Below are 17,676 nucleotides of genomic sequence, written 5' to 3' on the forward strand. Positions count from 1 at the left end.
TTATGTATACATTATGTAGACAAACAACCAAAAGTCAAGCAAAATAGACCAACTATTGAATGAATTTGTATTAGTGCAGTAAAGCCAACCAGGAGTGCTTTATGAGTAGTAGCGACAACACATCAAACAAGAAATCCGATACACCAAATGTTCAGAATAGCGTTTGGCCAGACGTTCCAGAAAGCAATTTAGAAGATTGGGTGAAGTCTGCTCAAAAATCAGCACCCGGTGGCGATGTTAGTAAGTTGGGGTGGGAGACACCAGATGGAATCCACCTCAAAGCGCTTTATACCTCTGCGGATATTGAGGGCCTGCAATATGCCAATTCCTTACCAGGATTCGAGCCATTCGTGCGCGGCCCGCAGGCCACTATGTACTCGGTTCGCCCTTGGACTATTCGTCAGTACGCTGGATTTTCGACTGCAGAAGAATCAAATACTTTTTATCGCAAAGCTTTAGCTGCAGGCGGCCAAGGGGTTTCTGTTGCATTTGACTTAGCAACCCATCGGGGCTATGACTCTGATCATCCACGCGTTACTGGTGACGTAGGGAAGGCCGGTGTTGCTATTGATTCTGTAGAGGATATGAAAATATTGTTTGACGGCATTCCGCTAGACAAAGTATCTGTTTCTATGACTATGAATGGTGCAGTACTGCCAGTCTTGGCGGGCTATATCGTTGCTGGTGAGGAGCAGGGCGTAAAGCAAGAGCTACTCTCGGGCACCATTCAGAACGATATTCTGAAAGAGTTCATGGTGCGCAATACTTATATTTATCCACCAGAGCCTTCAATCCGCATCATTGGCGACATTATTGAGTACACCGCAAAACACATGCCGAAATTTAATTCCATTTCAATTTCGGGTTATCACATGCAAGAGGCCGGCGCGAATCAAGTGCTGGAGCTTGCGTTTACTTTGGCCGATGGTAAAGAGTATGTCAAGACAGCGTTAGAAAAAGGCTTAGATATTGATGGCTTTGCCGGAAGACTGTCGTTCTTCTTTGCGATTGGAATGAATTTTTATCTCGAGGTTGCCAAGCTTCGCGCAGCGCGATTGTTATGGTGGCGCATGATGAAGACCTTCGAACCAAAAAATCCAAAGTCTCTCATGTTGCGTACGCACTGCCAAACCTCTGGTTGGTCATTAACAGAGCAGGATCCCTACAATAATGTGGTGCGCACTACGGTAGAGGCGATGGCCGCTGTCTTTGGCGGAACGCAATCACTACACACCAATTCTTTTGATGAGGCGATTGCATTGCCTTCTCAAACCTCTAGTCGCATCGCCCGCAATACCCAATTGATCTTGCAAGAAGAGACCCACATTACTAGCGTGATTGATCCATGGGCTGGCTCATACATGATGGAAAATCTCACCCAAGAAATGGCCGATAAAGCCTGGGAGATTATTCAGGAAGTAGAAGCCATGGGTGGCATGACTAAGGCCGTACAAAGTGGTTGGGCTAAGTTAAAAATTGAAGCGGCTGCTGCCGAAAAACAAGCCAAGATTGATTCTGGATCTGATGTGATTGTTGGCGTAAATAAATACAAGCTGGAAAAAGAAGATCTTGTTGATGTGTTGATGATTGATAACGATCGTGTTCGTGAAAGTCAGATTGCGCGTTTAAAGGATATTCGCGCCAAACGGGATCCTAAAAAAGTAGAGGCTGCATTAGAGGCCATTACACAGGCTGCAGAATCAGGCACTGGTAACTTATTGGAATTATCTGTGCAGGCAGTTCGTTTACGGGCAACAGTTGGCGAGGTATCGGATGCTTTGGAAAAAGTGTACGGGCGTCATCGTGCCGATACTCAAAAGGTGACAGGTGTGTATGCGGCTGCTTATGACTCAGCAGAAGGCTGGGATAAATTGAAGGTTGAGATTGCTGACTTTGCCAAAGACTTTGGTCGACGCCCACGCGTGATGATTGCTAAATTAGGTCAGGATGGTCATGATCGTGGCGCTAAAGTGGTTGCCACTGCTTTTGCTGATTTGGGTTTTGATGTGGATATTGGACCGTTGTTTCAGACGCCTGAAGAGTGTGCGCGTCAAGCGATTGAAAATGACGTACATGCATTGGGTATCTCTACCTTAGCCGCTGGACACAAAACTTTAGTTCCAGCCATCATTGCCGAGCTCCAAAAGCAGGGCGCAGATGACATCATTGTTTTCGTTGGCGGAGTGATCCCTAGACAGGATTATGAATTCTTATATGAATCTGGTGTGAAAGGAATCTACGGCCCTGGTACTCCGATACCTGCCTCAGCCAAGGATGTTCTTGAGCAAATTCGTAAATCAGCAAAACCAATCTGAGTTTGATAAGTGATTATGCTTAGCAATGTCGACCAAACATTAGTGAATGATTTAACGGCCGGCCCTTCCTACGCTCAGCGTAGAGCCTTAGCCAAAATCATTACCTTGTTGGAGTCGACGCGCTTAGACCATCGCCATCGTGCGGATGATGTCTTAAATACCTTGTTACCTAAAACTGGAAATTCCTTTAGGTTGGGTATCTCTGGCGTACCTGGCGTTGGTAAATCCACTTTGATTGAAACGCTTGGTCTTTATCTCATTGAGCAAGGTCATCGGGTTGCTGTGTTGGCAATCGATCCTTCGTCAAGCCTATCTGGCGGATCTATTTTGGGTGACAAAACCCGGATGGAAAGACTTTCCGTCTTAGATAATGCCTTTATTCGGCCTAGCCCATCCTCTGGGACCTTAGGCGGTGTTGCTGAAAAAACCCGTGAGGCAATGTTAGTTGCCGAGGCTGCAGGTTTTGACGTAATCATTGTTGAGACAGTAGGCGTAGGACAAAGCGAAATTGCTGTTGCTGGAATGACCGATCTGTTTCTATTGTTACAGCTACCCAATGCTGGCGACGATCTTCAGGCAATCAAAAAAGGCGTGATGGAGTTGGCTGATCTGATTGTGATTAATAAAGCGGATATCGATGAAGATGCTGCTATGCGTGCACAGCTATTTATATCTAGTTCTTTGCGGTTATTAGGTTTTCAAGGTAACCCTGATCACGCTTCTCATGACCAAGCATTTTGGCATCCCACGGTGATGACGATGAGCGCATTAGAGGGCCAAGGTATCTCTGAATTGTGGGAAAAAATACGCACCTTTCAAACCATACAACAGGCTAATGGCCAATTACAATCCCGTCGCCAACAACAATCTGGCGCCTGGATGTGGGACAGAATTGATGCAGGGCTTAAAAATGCCTTTCGCAATCATCCGGAAGTACAAAAACTCTTACCCAGCTTTATTGCTGAGGTCAATCAAGGAACGATGGCTTCATCTGTCGCTGCGCGACGTTTGTTGGAAGCCATGGGGCACGAATTTTTCTAAGGAATCGACATGAAAGAAATTATTGAGCAGCTAGCGGCAAAGCGCGAGTTAGCTCGCCTAGGTGGCGGGCAAAAACGGATTCAGGCTCAGCACTCTAAGGGTAAGCTCACGGCACGCGAGCGCATTGAGCTACTGCTTGATGCCGGCACCTTTGAAGAGTGGGATATGTTTGTTGAGCATCGCTGCCATGATTTCGGTATGGATGATCAAACCATCCCAGGTGACGGTGTAGTTACTGGCTACGGCATGATTAATGGTCGTCTGGTCTTTGTTTTCTCGCAAGACTTTACGGTATTAGGCGGCTCTCTCTCTGAGGCCCATGCCGAGAAAATTTGCAAAATTATGGATCAGGCCCTTAAGGTAGGTGCCCCGGTCATTGGTTTAAATGACTCTGGTGGTGCGCGTATTCAGGAAGGCGTTGCCTCTTTAGGTGGTTATGCAGAAATTTTTCAGCGTAACGTTACTGCGTCTGGTGTGATTCCACAGATCTCCCTCATCATGGGCCCCTGCGCTGGTGGTGCAGTGTATTCGCCTGCGTTGACCGACTTTATTTTTATGGTCAAAGATAGTTCGTACATGTTTGTTACTGGTCCTGAGGTAGTCAAGACAGTGACCCATGAAGAAGTGACTGCCGAGGAATTGGGCGGCGCTATTACCCATTCCACTGTATCGGGCGTTTGCGATTTAGCCTTTGATAATGATGTTGATGCCATCATGATGTTGCGTCGCTTCTTTAACTATTTGCCTTTATCGAATCGTGAAAAGCCACCGATGATTAAATGGGCAATGCGATCTGAAGAGCCTGATTTCTCTTTAGACACATTAGTTCCTAGTAATCCAAATCAGCCATACGACATGAAGGAATTAATCAAAAAAATAGTCGATGATGGCGAATTTTTTGAACTTCAGCCTGACTATGCAAAAAATATCCTGATCGGTTTTGCTCGTATTGAAGGGCGATCGATTGGTATTGTTGCCAATCAGCCTTTAGTGTTGGCTGGTTGTTTGGACATCAAAGCGTCTATCAAGGCTGCGCGTTTTGTCCGGTTTTGTGATGCTTTTAATATTCCAGTAGTTACCTTAGTGGATGTTCCTGGATTTATGCCCGGTACCGCACAAGAGTATGGCGGCATCATTAAGCATGGCGCTAAGTTACTGTATGCCTATGCTGACTGCACCGTACCAAAGGTAACCTTAATTACACGTAAGGCTTATGGAGGTGCTTATGATGTCATGGCCTCGAAGCATTTACGAGGTGATGTGAATTTTGCCTGGCCTTCTGCAGAAATTGCAGTGATGGGTTCAAAAGGCGCTGTAGAGATTATTTTCCGAGAAGAAAAGACGGATCCTGTAAAAATTGCTGCCCGCGAGGCGGAGTACAAAGCAAAATTTGCCAATCCATTTGTGGCAGGTCGTCGTGGCTATATTGATGACGTGATCTTGCCTCATGAGACCCGCAAACGTATTGCTCGTTCTTTGGTCATGCTCAAAGATAAAGAATTATTAAATCCTGTGCGTAAGCACGGCAACATCCCCCTGTAAGGCTAGAGTAAATTATGAAAACGAATATGTTTAAGAAAATACTCATAGCGAATCGTGGTGAAATTGCTTGCCGCGTGATTAAAACCGCTCAAAAAATGGGAATCAAAACGGTTGCTGTTTATTCAGAGGCGGATAAAGAAGCGCTACATGTGCAAATGGCAGATGAGGCTGTCTGTATTGGCCCAGCGCCTTCACGTGAATCTTATCTCGTAATGGATCGGATCATTCAAGCCTGTAAAGATACGGGTGCCCAAGCGGTACATCCTGGCTATGGATTTCTGTCTGAGAATGAAGAGTTTGCCCGCCGTTGTGAGGAAGAGGGCATTGTATTTATTGGACCCAAACATCAGTCGATTGCCGCAATGGGCGATAAGATTGCCTCCAAAAAATTAGCCCTTGCAGCTAAAGTCAATACGATTCCAGGTTTTAATGAAGCAATCGCCAGTACTGAAGAGGCGGTGAAGATCGCTCAGGATATTGGCTACCCTGTCATGATTAAAGCATCGGCGGGTGGTGGTGGTAAGGGGCTGCGAGTTGCTGCAAACGACAAGGAAGCAGCTGAAGGCTTTGTTGCTTGTAAAACAGAAGCAATGAATAGTTTTGGCGATGACCGAATTTTTATTGAAAAGTTTGTTGAGGGTCCACGCCATATTGAAATTCAGGTGCTGGGCGATGCCCATGGAAATGTGGTGTACCTAGGTGAGCGAGATTGTTCTATTCAACGTCGCCACCAAAAGGTGATTGAAGAAGCGCCTTCCCCTTTTATTGATCCAGCAACTCGCAAGGCAATGGGTGAGCAGGCCGTTGCTTTAGCTCAAGCGGTCAATTATCAATCAGCCGGCACAGTCGAATTTGTTGTCGGAAAGGACAAGTCTTTCTACTTTTTAGAGATGAATACTCGTCTGCAAGTGGAACACCCTGTTACTGAAAATATTACCGGACTCGATTTGGTAGAGCAAATGATTCGGGTGGCCGCTGGTGAAAAGTTAGCATTTAAACAGGAAGATATTAAGCTTAATGGCTGGTCCATGGAGTGTCGCATTAATGCGGATGATCCATTTCGAAACTTTTTGCCTTCCACCGGCCGCTTAGTCAAGTATCAACCGCCTAAAGAAGGCAATGGTGTGAGAGTGGATACCGGGGTCTACGAAGGCGGAGAAATTCCGATGTATTACGATTCCATGATTGCAAAGTTAATTGTGCATGGAAAAGATCGTACTGACGCCATTGAAAAAATGCGCGCGGCTCTCAATGATTTCGTGATTCGCGGAATTCATTCCAACATTCCTTTTCAGGCTGCACTGCTTCAGCATCCCCGTTTTGTATCAGGAGACTTCACGACAGGCTTCATTGCGGAAGAGTATCCCGATGGTTTTAAATTAGATTCAGTGCAACCAGCAGACCCTAAACGGCTTGCTGCTCTGGCTGCCTTTATGCGCTATCGTTATTTAGAGCATATTCAAATGATCGATGGCCAGCTGGCCGGTCATGAAATGCTGATTGCTAAAAAGTTTGTTGTTGTGACAGGTACTCGTGTTGGCTCAAATGAGTCGATGCAAGAGATAGTGATACGAGTAGAGCTTAAGGAGGGTATTTATTCGGTCTATATCGAAGAGGCAAATGATATTAGTCGTTATGACATTGTGAGTCATTGGCGTCCAGGCCAGCTTTGCCTGCGCGCGACAATTAATGGAACTCAGCAAATCACGGCCCAAGTTGAGCGGCTCGGCGTGAAGTATTACCTGGTGTTAGATGGTGCGCATTTTGAATGCATGGTGTTAAGTTCACTGGGTGCGGAGCTTCAACGCCGTATGCCAGTCAAACTTCCTCCAGATACCTCAAAGTTAATTATGTCGCCTATGCCAGGCTTGCTGACGAATATTTCCGTTCAAGTTGGTGAGGCAGTGATTGCTGGTCAAAAGTTAGCCGCTATTGAAGCGATGAAGATGGAGAATGTATTGGTAGCAGCCCAAGATGGTGTTGTTGCAGAAATCTGCGCTACTGTTGGTGAGAGTTTGGCCGTTGATCAATTGATTATTCGTTTGGAGTAGAGAATAAATGACTAAGCCATTTAAGATATTGGGTATTCAGCAGATCGCCATTGGCGGCGAACATAAAGATCGCTTACGCAAGTTATGGGTTGATTTATTGGGCTTTGAATATAAAAGTACTTTTGTATCAGAGCGTGAAAACGTAGATGAGGATATATGCGCTATTGGCCAAGGCATTTATGAGATTGAGGTAGATCTCATGCAGCCACTGGACATCGATAAAAAACCGGCAGTGCATCAAACTCCTTTAAACCATATTGGTCTTTGGGTTGATGACCTTCCCAAAGCGGTTGAGTGGTTAACGTCACAGGGTCTACGCTTTGCTCCTGGCGGTATCCGTAAGGGGGCAGCGGGGCATGATATTACCTTCGTACACCCTAAAGGGAATGCAGAGTTTCCCTTATGCGGGGAGGGCGTATTGATTGAGTTAGTGCAGGCAACACCCGATATCATTCAGGGATTGAGTTCGTAGCTTCACCCCTCCCTAAAAGCAATAAGCAATAAGAAAAAAGAGAAGAGCAGTTGACCCGAATTTTAGCGATTGATACTTCATCTGCCTGGTGTTCTGTGGCTTTATCTATTGATGACGCCCCGAGCCTTGTTCGTCATCAAAAAGTCTCGGCTGGCGCTAGCCAATTCCTATTACCGTGGATAGATGAGCTTCTGATCGAGGCCAACACCAAACTAGCATCTCTTGACGCAATTGCTATTGGAGTGGGTCCTGGCGCCTTTACGGGTGTTCGATTGGGCGTTGCTGCTGTCCAAGGCTTAGCAATTGCTGCTGGGCTCCCTGTAATTCCGGTCGCTAGTTTGGATGCGATTGCTGCTCAATTGCTTTTAAAGCCCGCATTTTTGCAAGTCGCCCCCTCTACCTTTCTGATTGCTGTGGATGCCAGAATGGGCGAAGCCTATTGGGCTAAATACCGCGTCTTACGGGACCGATCAGCAGCTTGGGCCGAGCGCATCGGAGAAATTCAGTTATCCGCTCCCGAGGCTGTTGATTTAGATGGTGTTGATTACGTGGCTGGAAGTGCTATCGGAGAATTCGGTGATCGCCTATTGGCTTCTCAAAGCACATCCTTGCAGAGACAAGCTTTATTGGACAGTCATTTAGATGCACAAATTGGTATTGAGTCTCTTGGTGTTTTAATTTGTGCCCAGAAGTTATGGGCCCAAGGCCTGCAGCAAGATGTGCGCTTATTAGAGCCGCTCTATGTGCGCAATAAGGTGGCGTATACAGCTGCAGAGCGAGCATTGCAATGAGTGCAGGCATTTCTGAGCTATCGTTTATGCCCATGGTTTCTGCCGATCTAGAGGCGGTTCTTGCGATCGAATCTGTGTCACATCTACACCCTTGGACTAAGGGGAATTTTTCGGACTCTCTTGCTGCTGGACATTGGGCTTATTGTGTTCGCCCCCAGATCGAAGATCCTGTGAAGGGTAGTTATTTAGACCCAAACATTCTCTGGGCGTACTGCATTCTGTTTCCCGCGGTTGATGAATTACATTTATTAAATATTACTGTGGCTCCGAAGCTTCGTAACTTGGGCATTGGCGTCAAAATGATGAGCGCTATCGAGGGGGTGGCATTACAGCAAAATATGCCCCGTATTATTTTGGAGGTCAGGCCAAGCAATGTATCTGCACTAAAGCTCTATGAGCGTTTAGCTTATGAGCAGATTGGCTTACGAAAAAATTACTATCCCGCTGATTCTTCAACAGGATCACGGGAAGATGCTCTGGTGATGGCTAAATCGATTAAGCTAGAGGAATGAATATGCATTCCAACACAGCTTTCTTAAAAGAAATGGGTATTACCGAATGGACTTCGCGTGATGCACAAGCTGTCATGTCATCTGAAGCTCCTGAGATCGTCGAAGCTACAGCTGTAGCCTCAGCCCCAGCCATAGCCACCGATCGGCCCCCAGCGGCTTTATGGTGGTTTTTTGGTAACCCACCGCAAGGTGATGCTGAGTTACTGTTTCAGGGCATTGTTCGTGCTTTGGGCTTATCTTCGCAAGAATGGCTTTGGAAAAACCCAAGTGATGCAATTGATGCAAGTGATGTTGAGGCATTAATGCAAACGGGTATTCCGATGGTTGCTTTGGCTTTTGGTGGCTCAGTGGCGCAAAAATTGTCTGGTGAACGAGATGCCTTGCCACAGTTGCGCGAGACTGTGCTGGCATTTATGGATGAGGGAGCCCAAGAGTTGCCCTTGATAGCGACTTTTGAATTAAATCACCTTGTTTCGAGACCAAAAGACAAGGCATTGTTTTGGCAAGATCTTTTACTTGCTAAATCAGTCCTACAAAATACTTAGTGTTTGTGTTCGCCAATTAGATGCATTGAGTCACGCTCAGCCTGATTCGCTTTGTGCCTTTTGATGACAAGCCACATGATGATGCTGACAAACACACCAAAACCAATAATGACGTACTGAATAGGAACATCAAGCCAGATTAGGCCTGAATACAGTAAGAGCATCATCAGAACAGAGATATTTTCATTGAAGTTCTGTACCGCAATCGAGTGGCCAGCAGACATCAGGACGTGTCCACGATGCTGTAGTAGGGCATTCATTGGCACTACAAAATAGCCGGCTAACCAGCCAACTAAAATAAGTAAAAAGTAGGCGGGCACTAGATTGAGAGAAACCTCAAGCTTGCCGATGCTGAACAGCGTGATATTAGGCAGCATATCTGAGTTGTAAATGGCCATGACGCAAACGACCAGACCCATTGCAATACCGTAAGGCAGCACCTTTAAAGAGCTGCGCAAGGGAATGCGCCATGCAGCCCAGACGGCCCCACCAGCAACCCCAAATGCTGAGATGGCCTGCAGAATTGCCCCTTGAGATAGTGTCATGTGCAGTGCGACTTGTGCCCACTTGATGACGATGAACTGGAGTGTTGCGCCGGCACCCCAGAATAATGTAGTGACTGCTAGTGAAATCTGACCAAGACGATCATCCCATAACGTTCTGAAGCAAACAGCAAAGTCTTTAATAAGCTCGATTGGATTTGTTTTTTGAGATACGTAGCGAGCACCCGTATCAGGAATGCGTAAGTTAATTAAGGCGGCTATGACATAAATCATCATGATGATGAGAATGGCTGATTCAGCGGCAGTGTCTATGCCTGTTTCTAGCGCAGGCACATCTAAACTTAGTAGACTTTGTGAGACTGAGGCGCTGATTAATACGCCTCCAAGGACAGTGCCCAAAATGATCGAACCTACCGTGAGACCCTCAATCCAGCCGTTGGCCGCTACCAACTTTTCTGGGGGCAATAATTCAGTCAAAATGCCATATTTAGCAGGGGAATAGGCCGCTGCACCTAAACCCACTATGGCATAAGCGAGCAAGGGATGACTGCCAAAGAGCATTACTACACAGCCAACAAACTTAATAGTATTAGTGATGAACATGACATTGCCCTTGGGGCGGGAGTCTGCAAAAGCCCCCACAAAAGCAGCCAGCACTACATACGAGAGAACAAAGAATAATTTGAGTAAAGGCGTCATCCAGGCCGGAGCTTCAAGCTGGACCAATAGGGCTATAGCTGCAATGAGTAATGCATTGTCGGCGAGCGACGAAAAAAATTGCGCCGCCATAATGGTGTAAAAACTACGGTTCATTCGTACAATCTAGTCATATGCGTTAATTAAAACATGAAAGGGAGGTTGAATATGGGTTCCATCGCCATCACACCAAATAGTAGACCAATTTCGGCAACTATTGATACTAAGGCCTTCCGCCATAATTTAAACCGCATTCGGGAGTTGGCGCCAGAATCTAAAGTCTGGTCTGTTATCAAAGCTAAAGGTTATGGGCATACCCTAGAGGCAGCCTTGCAGGGACTGGGGGCAACAGACGGCTTTGCATTGCTCGACATTGCTGATGCGCAATGGCTGAGAGACCATGATTGGAGTGGGCGTATTTTGCTTTTAGAAGGGCTGTTTCATCAAGCCGAGCTTGAGCGGGCGGTTGCCTTACGTTGCGATATGGTGGTTCATAGTGAAAAACAGGTGGCTTGGTTAGAGTCCTACGCCAACCATTCTGGGCATTCCATCAACGTCTTTTTGAAGCTTAATTCTGGAATGAATCGACTGGGTTTTAGGCCAGAGCAATATCGCCATGCTTTTCATGTACTGCATTCATCGGGATATCACCTGCATCACATGACCCATTTTGCGAATGCTGACCAAGTAGACCGTTATCCCAGTGTTGGCGAGCAAGTAGATTGTTTCGAGCAAACCATTCAGGGTTTAGAGGCAGCCACTTCTTTAGGCAATTCAGCAGCTATTTTGTGGCATCGAAATTATTTAGGTGACTGGGTCCGCCCTGGAATCATGTTGTACGGTGTCTCCCCAACCGGTGTCTTTGCGGATATCGTTCGATCCGATCTTCAGGCGGTAATGACGCTCAATAGTGAAATCATTGATATTCAGCATTTAAAAAAAGGTGAGCACGTAGGATACGGTGGTCGTTTTGAAGCGCCAGAAGATATGAAAATTGGCGTAATAGCCTGTGGTTATGCAGATGGCTATCCTAGGCAAGCCTCGGATGGAACGCCGGTTTGGGTGCAGAGCGACAGAGGTGATGGCGGAGTCATCTGCCCTATCGCTGGCCAAGTTTCAATGGATATGATTACCATCGACTTAAGAGGGGCTCCTCAGGCCAAGATTGGCAGCAAGGTAGAGCTATGGGGGAACGAGGTTCCGGTGGATGACGTGGCGCACATGAGCGGCACTATTGGTTATGAACTAATCTGCGCTCTTACTGCCAGGGTGCCAGTGGCTATCACCTAAATTTCGATAGCAAACACCAGCACTTATTTATTCCAGATCTGCCACCACTTGCGCTCTTTAATAACGCGTTGACCGGTCGTCATCATTTGACTATCAGGGAAATTAAGTTTGTAGACGCGTAAGGAATCATTGGCTAAATCTGTCATGCCTAATTTTTCATAAGACTTCACTAGGATGTACAGGGCCTCTTCTACTGCGGGGGCTCTGTCATAGTCACGAATAACCAGTTGCGCTCGGTTCGCCGAGGCAAGGTAGGCGCCACGCTGAAAGTAGAAGCGGGCAACAATGACGTCGGCCTCAGCCAAAGAGTTCACGATGTAGCGCATTCTGTCTAAAGAGTCAGGGGCATATTTACTATCAGGAAAACGTTCTACAACTACTTTGAATGATTCAAATGCTTCTTTTGCTGCCTTTGGATCGCGCTCACTTAAGTCTTGACCAGTAAATTTTCCAAGCCATCCCAAATCATCATTGAAACTAATAATTCCTTTGAGGTAGTAGCCATAATCTAAATTGGGGCTACCTTGGTGCAACTTGATAAAACGATCAATAGCAATCTGAGCTAGAGCAGTTTCTTGTGCTTTCCAGTAGCAGTAAGCAGCGTTAATTTGTGCCTGCTGAGAGTAGGGGCCAAAAGGGAAGCGACCTTCTAACTTATCAAAGTATTTTCCACACTTTGCAAAATCACCGTCATTCATTTTTTCATTTGCTTCGGAGTACAGTTTGGTTTCCGACCAAATGTCAGTGTCATCTTTTTGACCGTCACTACCAGCGCACCCACTAAGTAGGAGACATGCTGAGATTGCAGCAATAAAAAGAGTGGATAGTGAAGTTCTGCGAATCGACATTAATTTTCCAGTGGATGCTTCAATATTCCCAGCAAGCCTTAAACTGGTAGATGTATTTACTTCTGACATAACTAAAAGGCTCTCTAAGCGTGGCATTGCTGAAAACTCCTGATTCGAATCCCATTGATTATATCGATGAAGAGGATTTCATTACCTTAGAAATTCCCCATGAAGTGGATGGGGAGCGTTTAGACAAGTTTCTGGGGGGTGCTTTGCCTGATTACTCCCGTGCCCGCCTTAAAACATGGGTCGAAGAGGGTGCTGTGATGGTTGACGGCGTGGTGGTGACGAAATCCCGCCACTTGCTGCGTGGTGGCGAAAATATCAAGGTATTTCCTCAAGAAATGCCTGAGCAATACGCTTTTGCGCCGGAAAACATCCCTTTAGATATCGTTTATGAGGATGAGGCAATCATCGTAGTGAATAAGCCAGCGGGACTTGTGGTCCATCCAGCCGTAGGTAATTGGACTGGAACCTTGCTCAATGCGCTGTTATTTCACTTTCCTGAACTTAAACACTTGCCAAGGGCCGGAATTGTTCATCGCCTAGATAAGGATACTTCCGGATTAATGGTGGTTGCCCGCACGGATATTGCTCAGACTGCCCTGGTTCGGCAGTTACAGGAGCGAACGGTAGGTCGACGATATTTGGCTTGGGTTTGGGGTGAGGCCCCCACGCAAGGCAAGGTATTGGCCTCGGTTGGTCGAGACCAGCGTGATCGCCTAAAGATGGCTGCAGGCTCCGCACAGGGTAAACCGGCTGCTACATTATTTCGTCGTCTGGCTAAAGGCGAGTTTGCTGCTAGTCCGGTCACGCTTTTGGAGTGTAGACTTGAGACGGGAAGAACACACCAAATACGGGTGCATCTAGAGTCTTTGGGCCTGCCTTTATTGGGTGATCCGGTGTATCGCAAGAGAACCCCCGGCGTTGCTAAAACCCTCCCATTTGAGCGTCAAGCACTGCACGCTTATGCTTTAAGTTTGCAGCACCCTACGTCACTGGAAATCATGACCTGGTTTAGGTTGCCGCCAGAAGATTTAATTCAACTGCAATCACTTACTGGTATGAGTGAGGAAGATCTTCCCAAAGAGGCCGCTTTGATGGCTTCAATTAAAAATGATCAGCGTTAGCGACCTGCCAGAGTATTCTCTTTTGTCTGACTGGCACTCTCCAGTTACTGTTCACTCTTTTTGCACAACCCGCCTTGGTGGGGTCAGCAAACCCCCATTTGACCAAATGAACCTGGGGTTAAATGCCGGCGACGAGCCCCAAGCAGTTTTAAAAAACAGAGCCATTCTTACTCAGCAACTTCCGTCGCAACCCACTTGGTTAAGGCAAGTGCATGGCACAGAGGTAAGCACACCCATACTCAGAAACACTTTGCCTCTAGAGCCCATTGTGGCCGATGCTATTGTCAGTGACAGGCCCGGCGAGGTCTTGGCTATTTTGACGGCGGATTGTATGCCGGTGCTATTTACCAGTGTTGCAGGTGACGTTATTGGCGCTGCTCATGCTGGCTGGAAAGGTTTGAGTGGCGGCGTTTTAGAAAATACTGTGCAAGCAATGCTTTCTTTAAAACCTTCCTTAACCCCTCAAGAAATCTTAGTTTGGGTGGGGCCCGCCATTGGGCCAGCTGCATTTGAAGTTGGGGCGGATGTTTTGGATGCTTTTTCCGATCAATCAGAGACAGTTTTATCCAATGCTTTTATACCGATTCCAGGGCGACTCGGTAAATACTGGGCCAGCTTAGAGGTGTTGGCCGAGGATCGTCTTCGGTCTTTGGGTATTCTGTCCATTGCAAAAAGTGGCCTGTGTACCTACAGCGACCCACAACGCTTTTACTCCTATCGTCGTGATGGTGTGACAGGGCGCTTTGCCTCATTAATATGGATTGCCGCATAGATTTTGCAGCCTTACTAAGGGTTAGCTCTAGGGCTAGGGTTAGTGCGTATAACCCTCTACAGCATACAAGGGCAGAATAGGATGATTCAATTAATGAGATAACTATGTTTGCTGGCATGAATTCTGGAGTAGCTCCATCTTTAGCACCTCAACACATGGCATTAATTCCATCAGAGCGTTTAGCAGAAATTCAGAAAGAATATTTTACGGAGTGGGCGCACCTCGCTGCGAATCCTCAGGCTATTGAGCTGAAAGATCGGCGCTTTGCGGGTAATGCATGGCAAGCATCCTGGAGTAAGTTTATTGCCGCAAGTTATCTGTTGAATTCTAAGCATTTACTAGCCCTTGCTAAAGCAGTAGATACCGATGAAAAAACAAAGGTCAAAATTTTGTTCACCACAGAGCAAATGGTTGACGCATTATCGCCATCTAATTTCATCGCAACCAATCCCGAAGTTTTAGAAAATATTATTAGCTCGCAAGGGCAGTCTATTCAAAACGGGATCGTCAATTTATTAGGTGATTTGAAAAAAGGCAAAGTCTCTCAGACAGATGAAAGCGCCTTTGAGCTTGGTAAAAATATTGCGATGACAGAAGGCCAGGTGGTGTTTCGCAATGCTCTCTTTGAACTCATTCAATACAAGCCCTTGACCGAGACTGTCTTCGAGCGCCCTTATTTGATGGTTCCACCGTGTATCAACAAATATTACATCTTAGATTTACAGCCAGATAATTCAGTTGTACGGTACATGGTTGAGCAAGGCCACACGGTCTTTTTAGTCTCTTGGAAAAATCCTGATGAATCTATGGCTCAAGTGACATGGGACGATTATGTTGGCGAGGGCGTTATTAAGGCTATTGAAGTTGCCAAAGAAATTGGTGTCACAGGGCAAATTAATGTTCTAGGTTTTTGTGTAGGCGGCACACTAGTATCTACTGCCTTGGCCGTTCTCGCCGCACGCAAAAAAGACTGGGTTGCTAGCTTAACGTTGCTAACCACCTTATTGGACTTTAGCGACAGTGGCATCTTAGATGTATTCATTGATGACAGTATGGTGAAGTTGCGCGAAGAGAGCATTGGTGGCCAAGCTGGAAAATTCGGCATGATGTCAGGATTAGAGCTTGGTAATACTTTCTCCTTTTTGCGCCCTAATGATCTTGTTTGGAATTATGTTGTAGAAAATTATCTCAAAGGAAAGTCTCCGCCTCCCTTTGATCTCCTGTATTGGAATGGTGACTCTACTAATTTACCGGGCGCCATGTATTGCTGGTATTTACGTCACACTTACCTTCAGAACGAATTGATTAAACCGGGCAAGCTGACTGTTTGCGGTGAAAAAATTCATCTTGAGAAAATCACCGTACCCGCTTATATATATGCATCACACGATGATCATATTGTTCCGTGGAAATCAGCTTACGAGTCCACTCGGATTCTGAAGGGTAAAAACCGATTTGTTCTTGGTGCTTCTGGTCATATTGCTGGCGTGATTAACCCCCCAGCAAAAAATAAGCGACATTATTTTGAAAATAATGCATTACCCAAAACTGCCGATGCGTGGCTATCAGCCGCGAAAGATATTAAGGGAAGTTGGTGGCCTAACTATGCGGCTTGGTTAAAGCCGTTTGGGGGAAAAAAGGTTAAAGCGAGCAAACTCTTTGGCAATAAAAAATATAAGGCGCTGGAGGCTGCTCCCGGCATGTATGTAAAAGAAAAAATAACAACAGCGGTTTAATTTGATTTACAAGGGGATATAAATGACTCAAAAGATTGCATATGTAACTGGCGGTATGGGCGGCATTGGTACTGCTATCTGTCAGCGTTTAGCAAAAGATGGCTACAAAGTCATTGCAGGTTGCGGTCCCAACTCCCCAAGAAAAGATCGATGGATGGGTGAGCAAAAAGCCCTGGGCTACGACTTTATTGCTTCGGAGGGCAATGTCTCAGATTGGGATAGCACCGTTCTTGCATTTGATAAGGTGAAAGCAGAGGTAGGGCGTGTTGATATTTTGGTAAATAATGCCGGCATTACCCGAGATAGCGTGTTTCGCAAGATGACCCCAGAAGCCTGGAAGGCCGTTATTGATACCAATTTAAATTCCCTCTTTAATGTCACCAAACAAGTGGTCGATGCAATGGCTGATAACGGTTGGGGACGCATTATCAATATCTCTTCTGTAAACGGCCAAAAAGGGCAGTTTGGTCAATCGAACTACTCCACCGCAAAAGCGGGCTTACATGGATTTACGATGGCTTTGTCGCATGAATTAGCATCGAAGGGCGTGACTGTTAACACGGTTTCCCCGGGCTATATCGGTACAGATATGGTCCAGGCTATCCGTGAGGATGTTTTAGAAAAGATCGTTGCCGGCGTTCCTGTTAAGCGTTTAGGCACCCCAGAAGAGATCGCATCCATTATTTGCTGGATTGCGTCTGAGGACGGCGGATATGCCACTGGGGCTGATTTCTCCTTAAATGGCGGTCTACATACAGGTTAAAGCATCCATATTTTTTACAGCTTTAAGGTCGGCATATTTACTCTTAGTCAAAAACTAGGGATAAACTATGCCGATGTTGTTTTGCAGTGATGATCGCAAGGAAAAACCATGGCCACACGCGCTAAAAAATCCGGTGAAAGCCGTTTAATTAAGAAATACCCCAATCGCCGTTTATACGACACGCAAACCAGCACCTATGTGACATTAGCTGATATTAAAAATTTAGTGATGTCTAGCCATCCGTTTACGGTTGTCGATGCAAAAACAGATGATGATCTAACGCGAAATATCTTGCTGCAAATTATTCTTGAAGAAGAGGCTGCTGGATCACCTGTTTTTTCTTCGCAGATGCTGTCCCAGATTATTCGCTTCTACGGAAATTCAATGCAGGGGCTCATGGGCAATTATTTAGAAAAGACCATGCAATCTTTTGTAGATATTCACAGTAAGTTAGGCGATCAGACGCAAGGCCTAGGCACTGGAAGCACTCCTGAGGCATGGGCCAGTATGCTTAACCTCCAAAATCCAATGATGCAAGGACTGATGGGGAATTACATGGATCAAAGTAAAGACCTATTTGTTAAAATGCAGGAGCAAATGCAGGGTACACCCTCCATGTTTAGCGGTTTCCCATTTACGCCGCAAAAAAATAAAACAGAGAAAGAATAG

General features: G+C 46.1%; 16 protein-coding genes. 14 read left to right on the forward strand and 2 right to left on the reverse strand.

The features are described 5' to 3' along the window. Window positions 1–101: 101 nt before the first annotated feature. From scpA to QUD86_RS04175, 8 genes are read left to right on the forward strand one after another with little or no spacing between them, the layout of a single operon-like run. Complete coding sequence (gene scpA, locus QUD86_RS04140) at window positions 102–2,315, forward strand: methylmalonyl-CoA mutase (RefSeq protein ID WP_286298343.1); 2,214 nt, start codon at window positions 102–104, stop codon at window positions 2,313–2,315. Window positions 2,316–2,330: 15 nt separating this feature from the next. Next, window positions 2,331–3,356 carry a methylmalonyl Co-A mutase-associated GTPase MeaB gene (gene meaB / locus QUD86_RS04145; protein WP_286298344.1) on the forward strand — a complete coding sequence of 342 codons (1,026 nt, stop codon included), beginning with the start codon at window positions 2,331–2,333 and terminating at the stop codon, window positions 3,354–3,356. 9 nt (window positions 3,357–3,365) lie between these two features. Next, window positions 3,366–4,898 carry an acyl-CoA carboxylase subunit beta gene (locus QUD86_RS04150; protein ID WP_286298345.1) on the forward strand — a complete coding sequence of 511 codons (1,533 nt, stop codon included), beginning with the start codon at window positions 3,366–3,368 and terminating at the stop codon, window positions 4,896–4,898. A 26-nt stretch (window positions 4,899–4,924) separates the two neighbouring features. Then, complete coding sequence (gene accC / locus QUD86_RS04155) at window positions 4,925–6,949, forward strand: acetyl-CoA carboxylase biotin carboxylase subunit (protein ID WP_286298657.1); 2,025 nt, start codon at window positions 4,925–4,927, stop codon at window positions 6,947–6,949. Between the two features lie 7 nt (window positions 6,950–6,956). After that, window positions 6,957–7,421: a VOC family protein gene (locus tag QUD86_RS04160; RefSeq protein ID WP_286298346.1), complete on the forward strand. Its 465-nt coding sequence runs from the start codon at window positions 6,957–6,959 to the stop codon at window positions 7,419–7,421. Window positions 7,422–7,471: 50 nt separating this feature from the next. Then, entirely contained in the window at window positions 7,472–8,212 is a 741-nt protein-coding gene (gene tsaB, locus QUD86_RS04165) for a tRNA (adenosine(37)-N6)-threonylcarbamoyltransferase complex dimerization subunit type 1 TsaB (RefSeq protein WP_286298347.1), read from the forward strand. Further along, window positions 8,209–8,724, forward strand: a complete 516-nt coding sequence (gene rimI / locus QUD86_RS04170; RefSeq protein WP_286298348.1) for a ribosomal protein S18-alanine N-acetyltransferase — start codon at window positions 8,209–8,211, stop codon at window positions 8,722–8,724. Before tsaB ends, rimI begins: the two co-directional genes overlap by 4 nt. Before the next feature lie 2 nt (window positions 8,725–8,726). Next, a complete protein-coding gene (locus tag QUD86_RS04175) occupies window positions 8,727–9,269 on the forward strand; it encodes a uracil-DNA glycosylase family protein (protein ID WP_286298349.1) in 543 nt (180 codons plus the stop codon). On the opposite strand, the gene lplT is transcribed toward QUD86_RS04175, so the two are convergent. Then, complete coding sequence (lplT, locus tag QUD86_RS04180) at window positions 9,266–10,585, reverse strand: lysophospholipid transporter LplT (protein WP_286298350.1); 1,320 nt, start codon at window positions 10,583–10,585, stop codon at window positions 9,266–9,268. The two genes, QUD86_RS04175 and lplT, sit on opposite strands and share 4 nt — an antisense overlap. A 51-nt stretch (window positions 10,586–10,636) precedes the next feature. Between lplT and alr the strand changes: the two genes are divergently transcribed. Next, window positions 10,637–11,758: an alanine racemase gene (gene alr / locus QUD86_RS04185; RefSeq protein ID WP_286298351.1), complete on the forward strand. Its 1,122-nt coding sequence runs from the start codon at window positions 10,637–10,639 to the stop codon at window positions 11,756–11,758. A gap of 23 nt (window positions 11,759–11,781) precedes the next feature. Here the strand turns inward: alr and QUD86_RS04190 are convergent, their stop codons facing one another. After that, complete coding sequence (locus QUD86_RS04190) at window positions 11,782–12,606, reverse strand: outer membrane protein assembly factor BamD (protein ID WP_502928893.1); 825 nt, start codon at window positions 12,604–12,606, stop codon at window positions 11,782–11,784. Window positions 12,607–12,695: 89 nt separating this feature from the next. On the opposite strand from QUD86_RS04190, the gene QUD86_RS04195 reads away from it, so the two are divergent. The 5 genes from QUD86_RS04195 to phaR all read left to right on the forward strand — a co-directional run bounded on the left by QUD86_RS04195 (window position 12,696) and on the right by phaR (window position 17,676). Further along, window positions 12,696–13,736: an RluA family pseudouridine synthase gene (locus tag QUD86_RS04195; protein ID WP_286298353.1), complete on the forward strand. Its 1,041-nt coding sequence runs from the start codon at window positions 12,696–12,698 to the stop codon at window positions 13,734–13,736. A 22-nt stretch (window positions 13,737–13,758) separates the two neighbouring features. After that, the gene (gene pgeF, locus QUD86_RS04200; RefSeq protein ID WP_286298354.1) at window positions 13,759–14,508 is read left to right on the forward strand and encodes a peptidoglycan editing factor PgeF; all 750 of its coding nucleotides are present in this window, start codon (window positions 13,759–13,761) and stop codon (window positions 14,506–14,508) included. A gap of 104 nt (window positions 14,509–14,612) precedes the next feature. Continuing rightward, window positions 14,613–16,244 carry a class I poly(R)-hydroxyalkanoic acid synthase gene (gene phaC / locus QUD86_RS04205; protein WP_286298355.1) on the forward strand — a complete coding sequence of 544 codons (1,632 nt, stop codon included), beginning with the start codon at window positions 14,613–14,615 and terminating at the stop codon, window positions 16,242–16,244. A 22-nt stretch (window positions 16,245–16,266) separates the two neighbouring features. Beyond that, a complete protein-coding gene (locus QUD86_RS04210) occupies window positions 16,267–17,007 on the forward strand; it encodes a 3-ketoacyl-ACP reductase (protein ID WP_286298358.1) in 741 nt (246 codons plus the stop codon). Window positions 17,008–17,115: 108 nt separating this feature from the next. Next, window positions 17,116–17,676 carry a polyhydroxyalkanoate synthesis repressor PhaR gene (gene phaR / locus QUD86_RS04215; protein WP_286298360.1) on the forward strand — a complete coding sequence of 187 codons (561 nt, stop codon included), beginning with the start codon at window positions 17,116–17,118 and terminating at the stop codon, window positions 17,674–17,676.

Source organism: Polynucleobacter sp. TUM22923 (genome assembly GCF_030295705.1).
Lineage (GTDB): Bacteria > Pseudomonadota > Gammaproteobacteria > Burkholderiales > Burkholderiaceae > Polynucleobacter.

Excerpts from the sequence above, each read along its gene's own strand:
- scpA (WP_286298343.1), top strand. The coding sequence starts at position 102 with ATGAGTAGTAGCGACAACACATCAAACAAGAAATCCGATACACCAAAT.
- meaB (WP_286298344.1), top strand. The coding sequence starts at position 2,331 with ATGCTTAGCAATGTCGACCAAACATTAGTGAATGATTTAACGGCCGGC.
- QUD86_RS04150 (WP_286298345.1), top strand. The coding sequence starts at position 3,366 with ATGAAAGAAATTATTGAGCAGCTAGCGGCAAAGCGCGAGTTAGCTCGC.
- accC (WP_286298657.1), top strand. The coding sequence starts at position 4,925 with ATGTTTAAGAAAATACTCATAGCGAATCGTGGTGAAATTGCTTGCCGC.
- QUD86_RS04160 (WP_286298346.1), top strand. The coding sequence starts at position 6,957 with ATGACTAAGCCATTTAAGATATTGGGTATTCAGCAGATCGCCATTGGC.
- rimI (WP_286298348.1), top strand. The coding sequence starts at position 8,209 with ATGAGTGCAGGCATTTCTGAGCTATCGTTTATGCCCATGGTTTCTGCC.
- QUD86_RS04175 (WP_286298349.1), top strand. The coding sequence starts at position 8,727 with ATGCATTCCAACACAGCTTTCTTAAAAGAAATGGGTATTACCGAATGG.
- lplT (WP_286298350.1), bottom strand. The coding sequence starts at position 10,585 with ATGAACCGTAGTTTTTACACCATTATGGCGGCGCAATTTTTTTCGTCG.
- alr (WP_286298351.1), top strand. The coding sequence starts at position 10,637 with ATGGGTTCCATCGCCATCACACCAAATAGTAGACCAATTTCGGCAACT.
- QUD86_RS04190 (WP_502928893.1), bottom strand. The coding sequence starts at position 12,606 with ATGTCGATTCGCAGAACTTCACTATCCACTCTTTTTATTGCTGCAATC.
- phaC (WP_286298355.1), top strand. The coding sequence starts at position 14,613 with ATGTTTGCTGGCATGAATTCTGGAGTAGCTCCATCTTTAGCACCTCAA.
- QUD86_RS04210 (WP_286298358.1), top strand. The coding sequence starts at position 16,267 with ATGACTCAAAAGATTGCATATGTAACTGGCGGTATGGGCGGCATTGGT.
- phaR (WP_286298360.1), top strand. The coding sequence starts at position 17,116 with ATGGCCACACGCGCTAAAAAATCCGGTGAAAGCCGTTTAATTAAGAAA.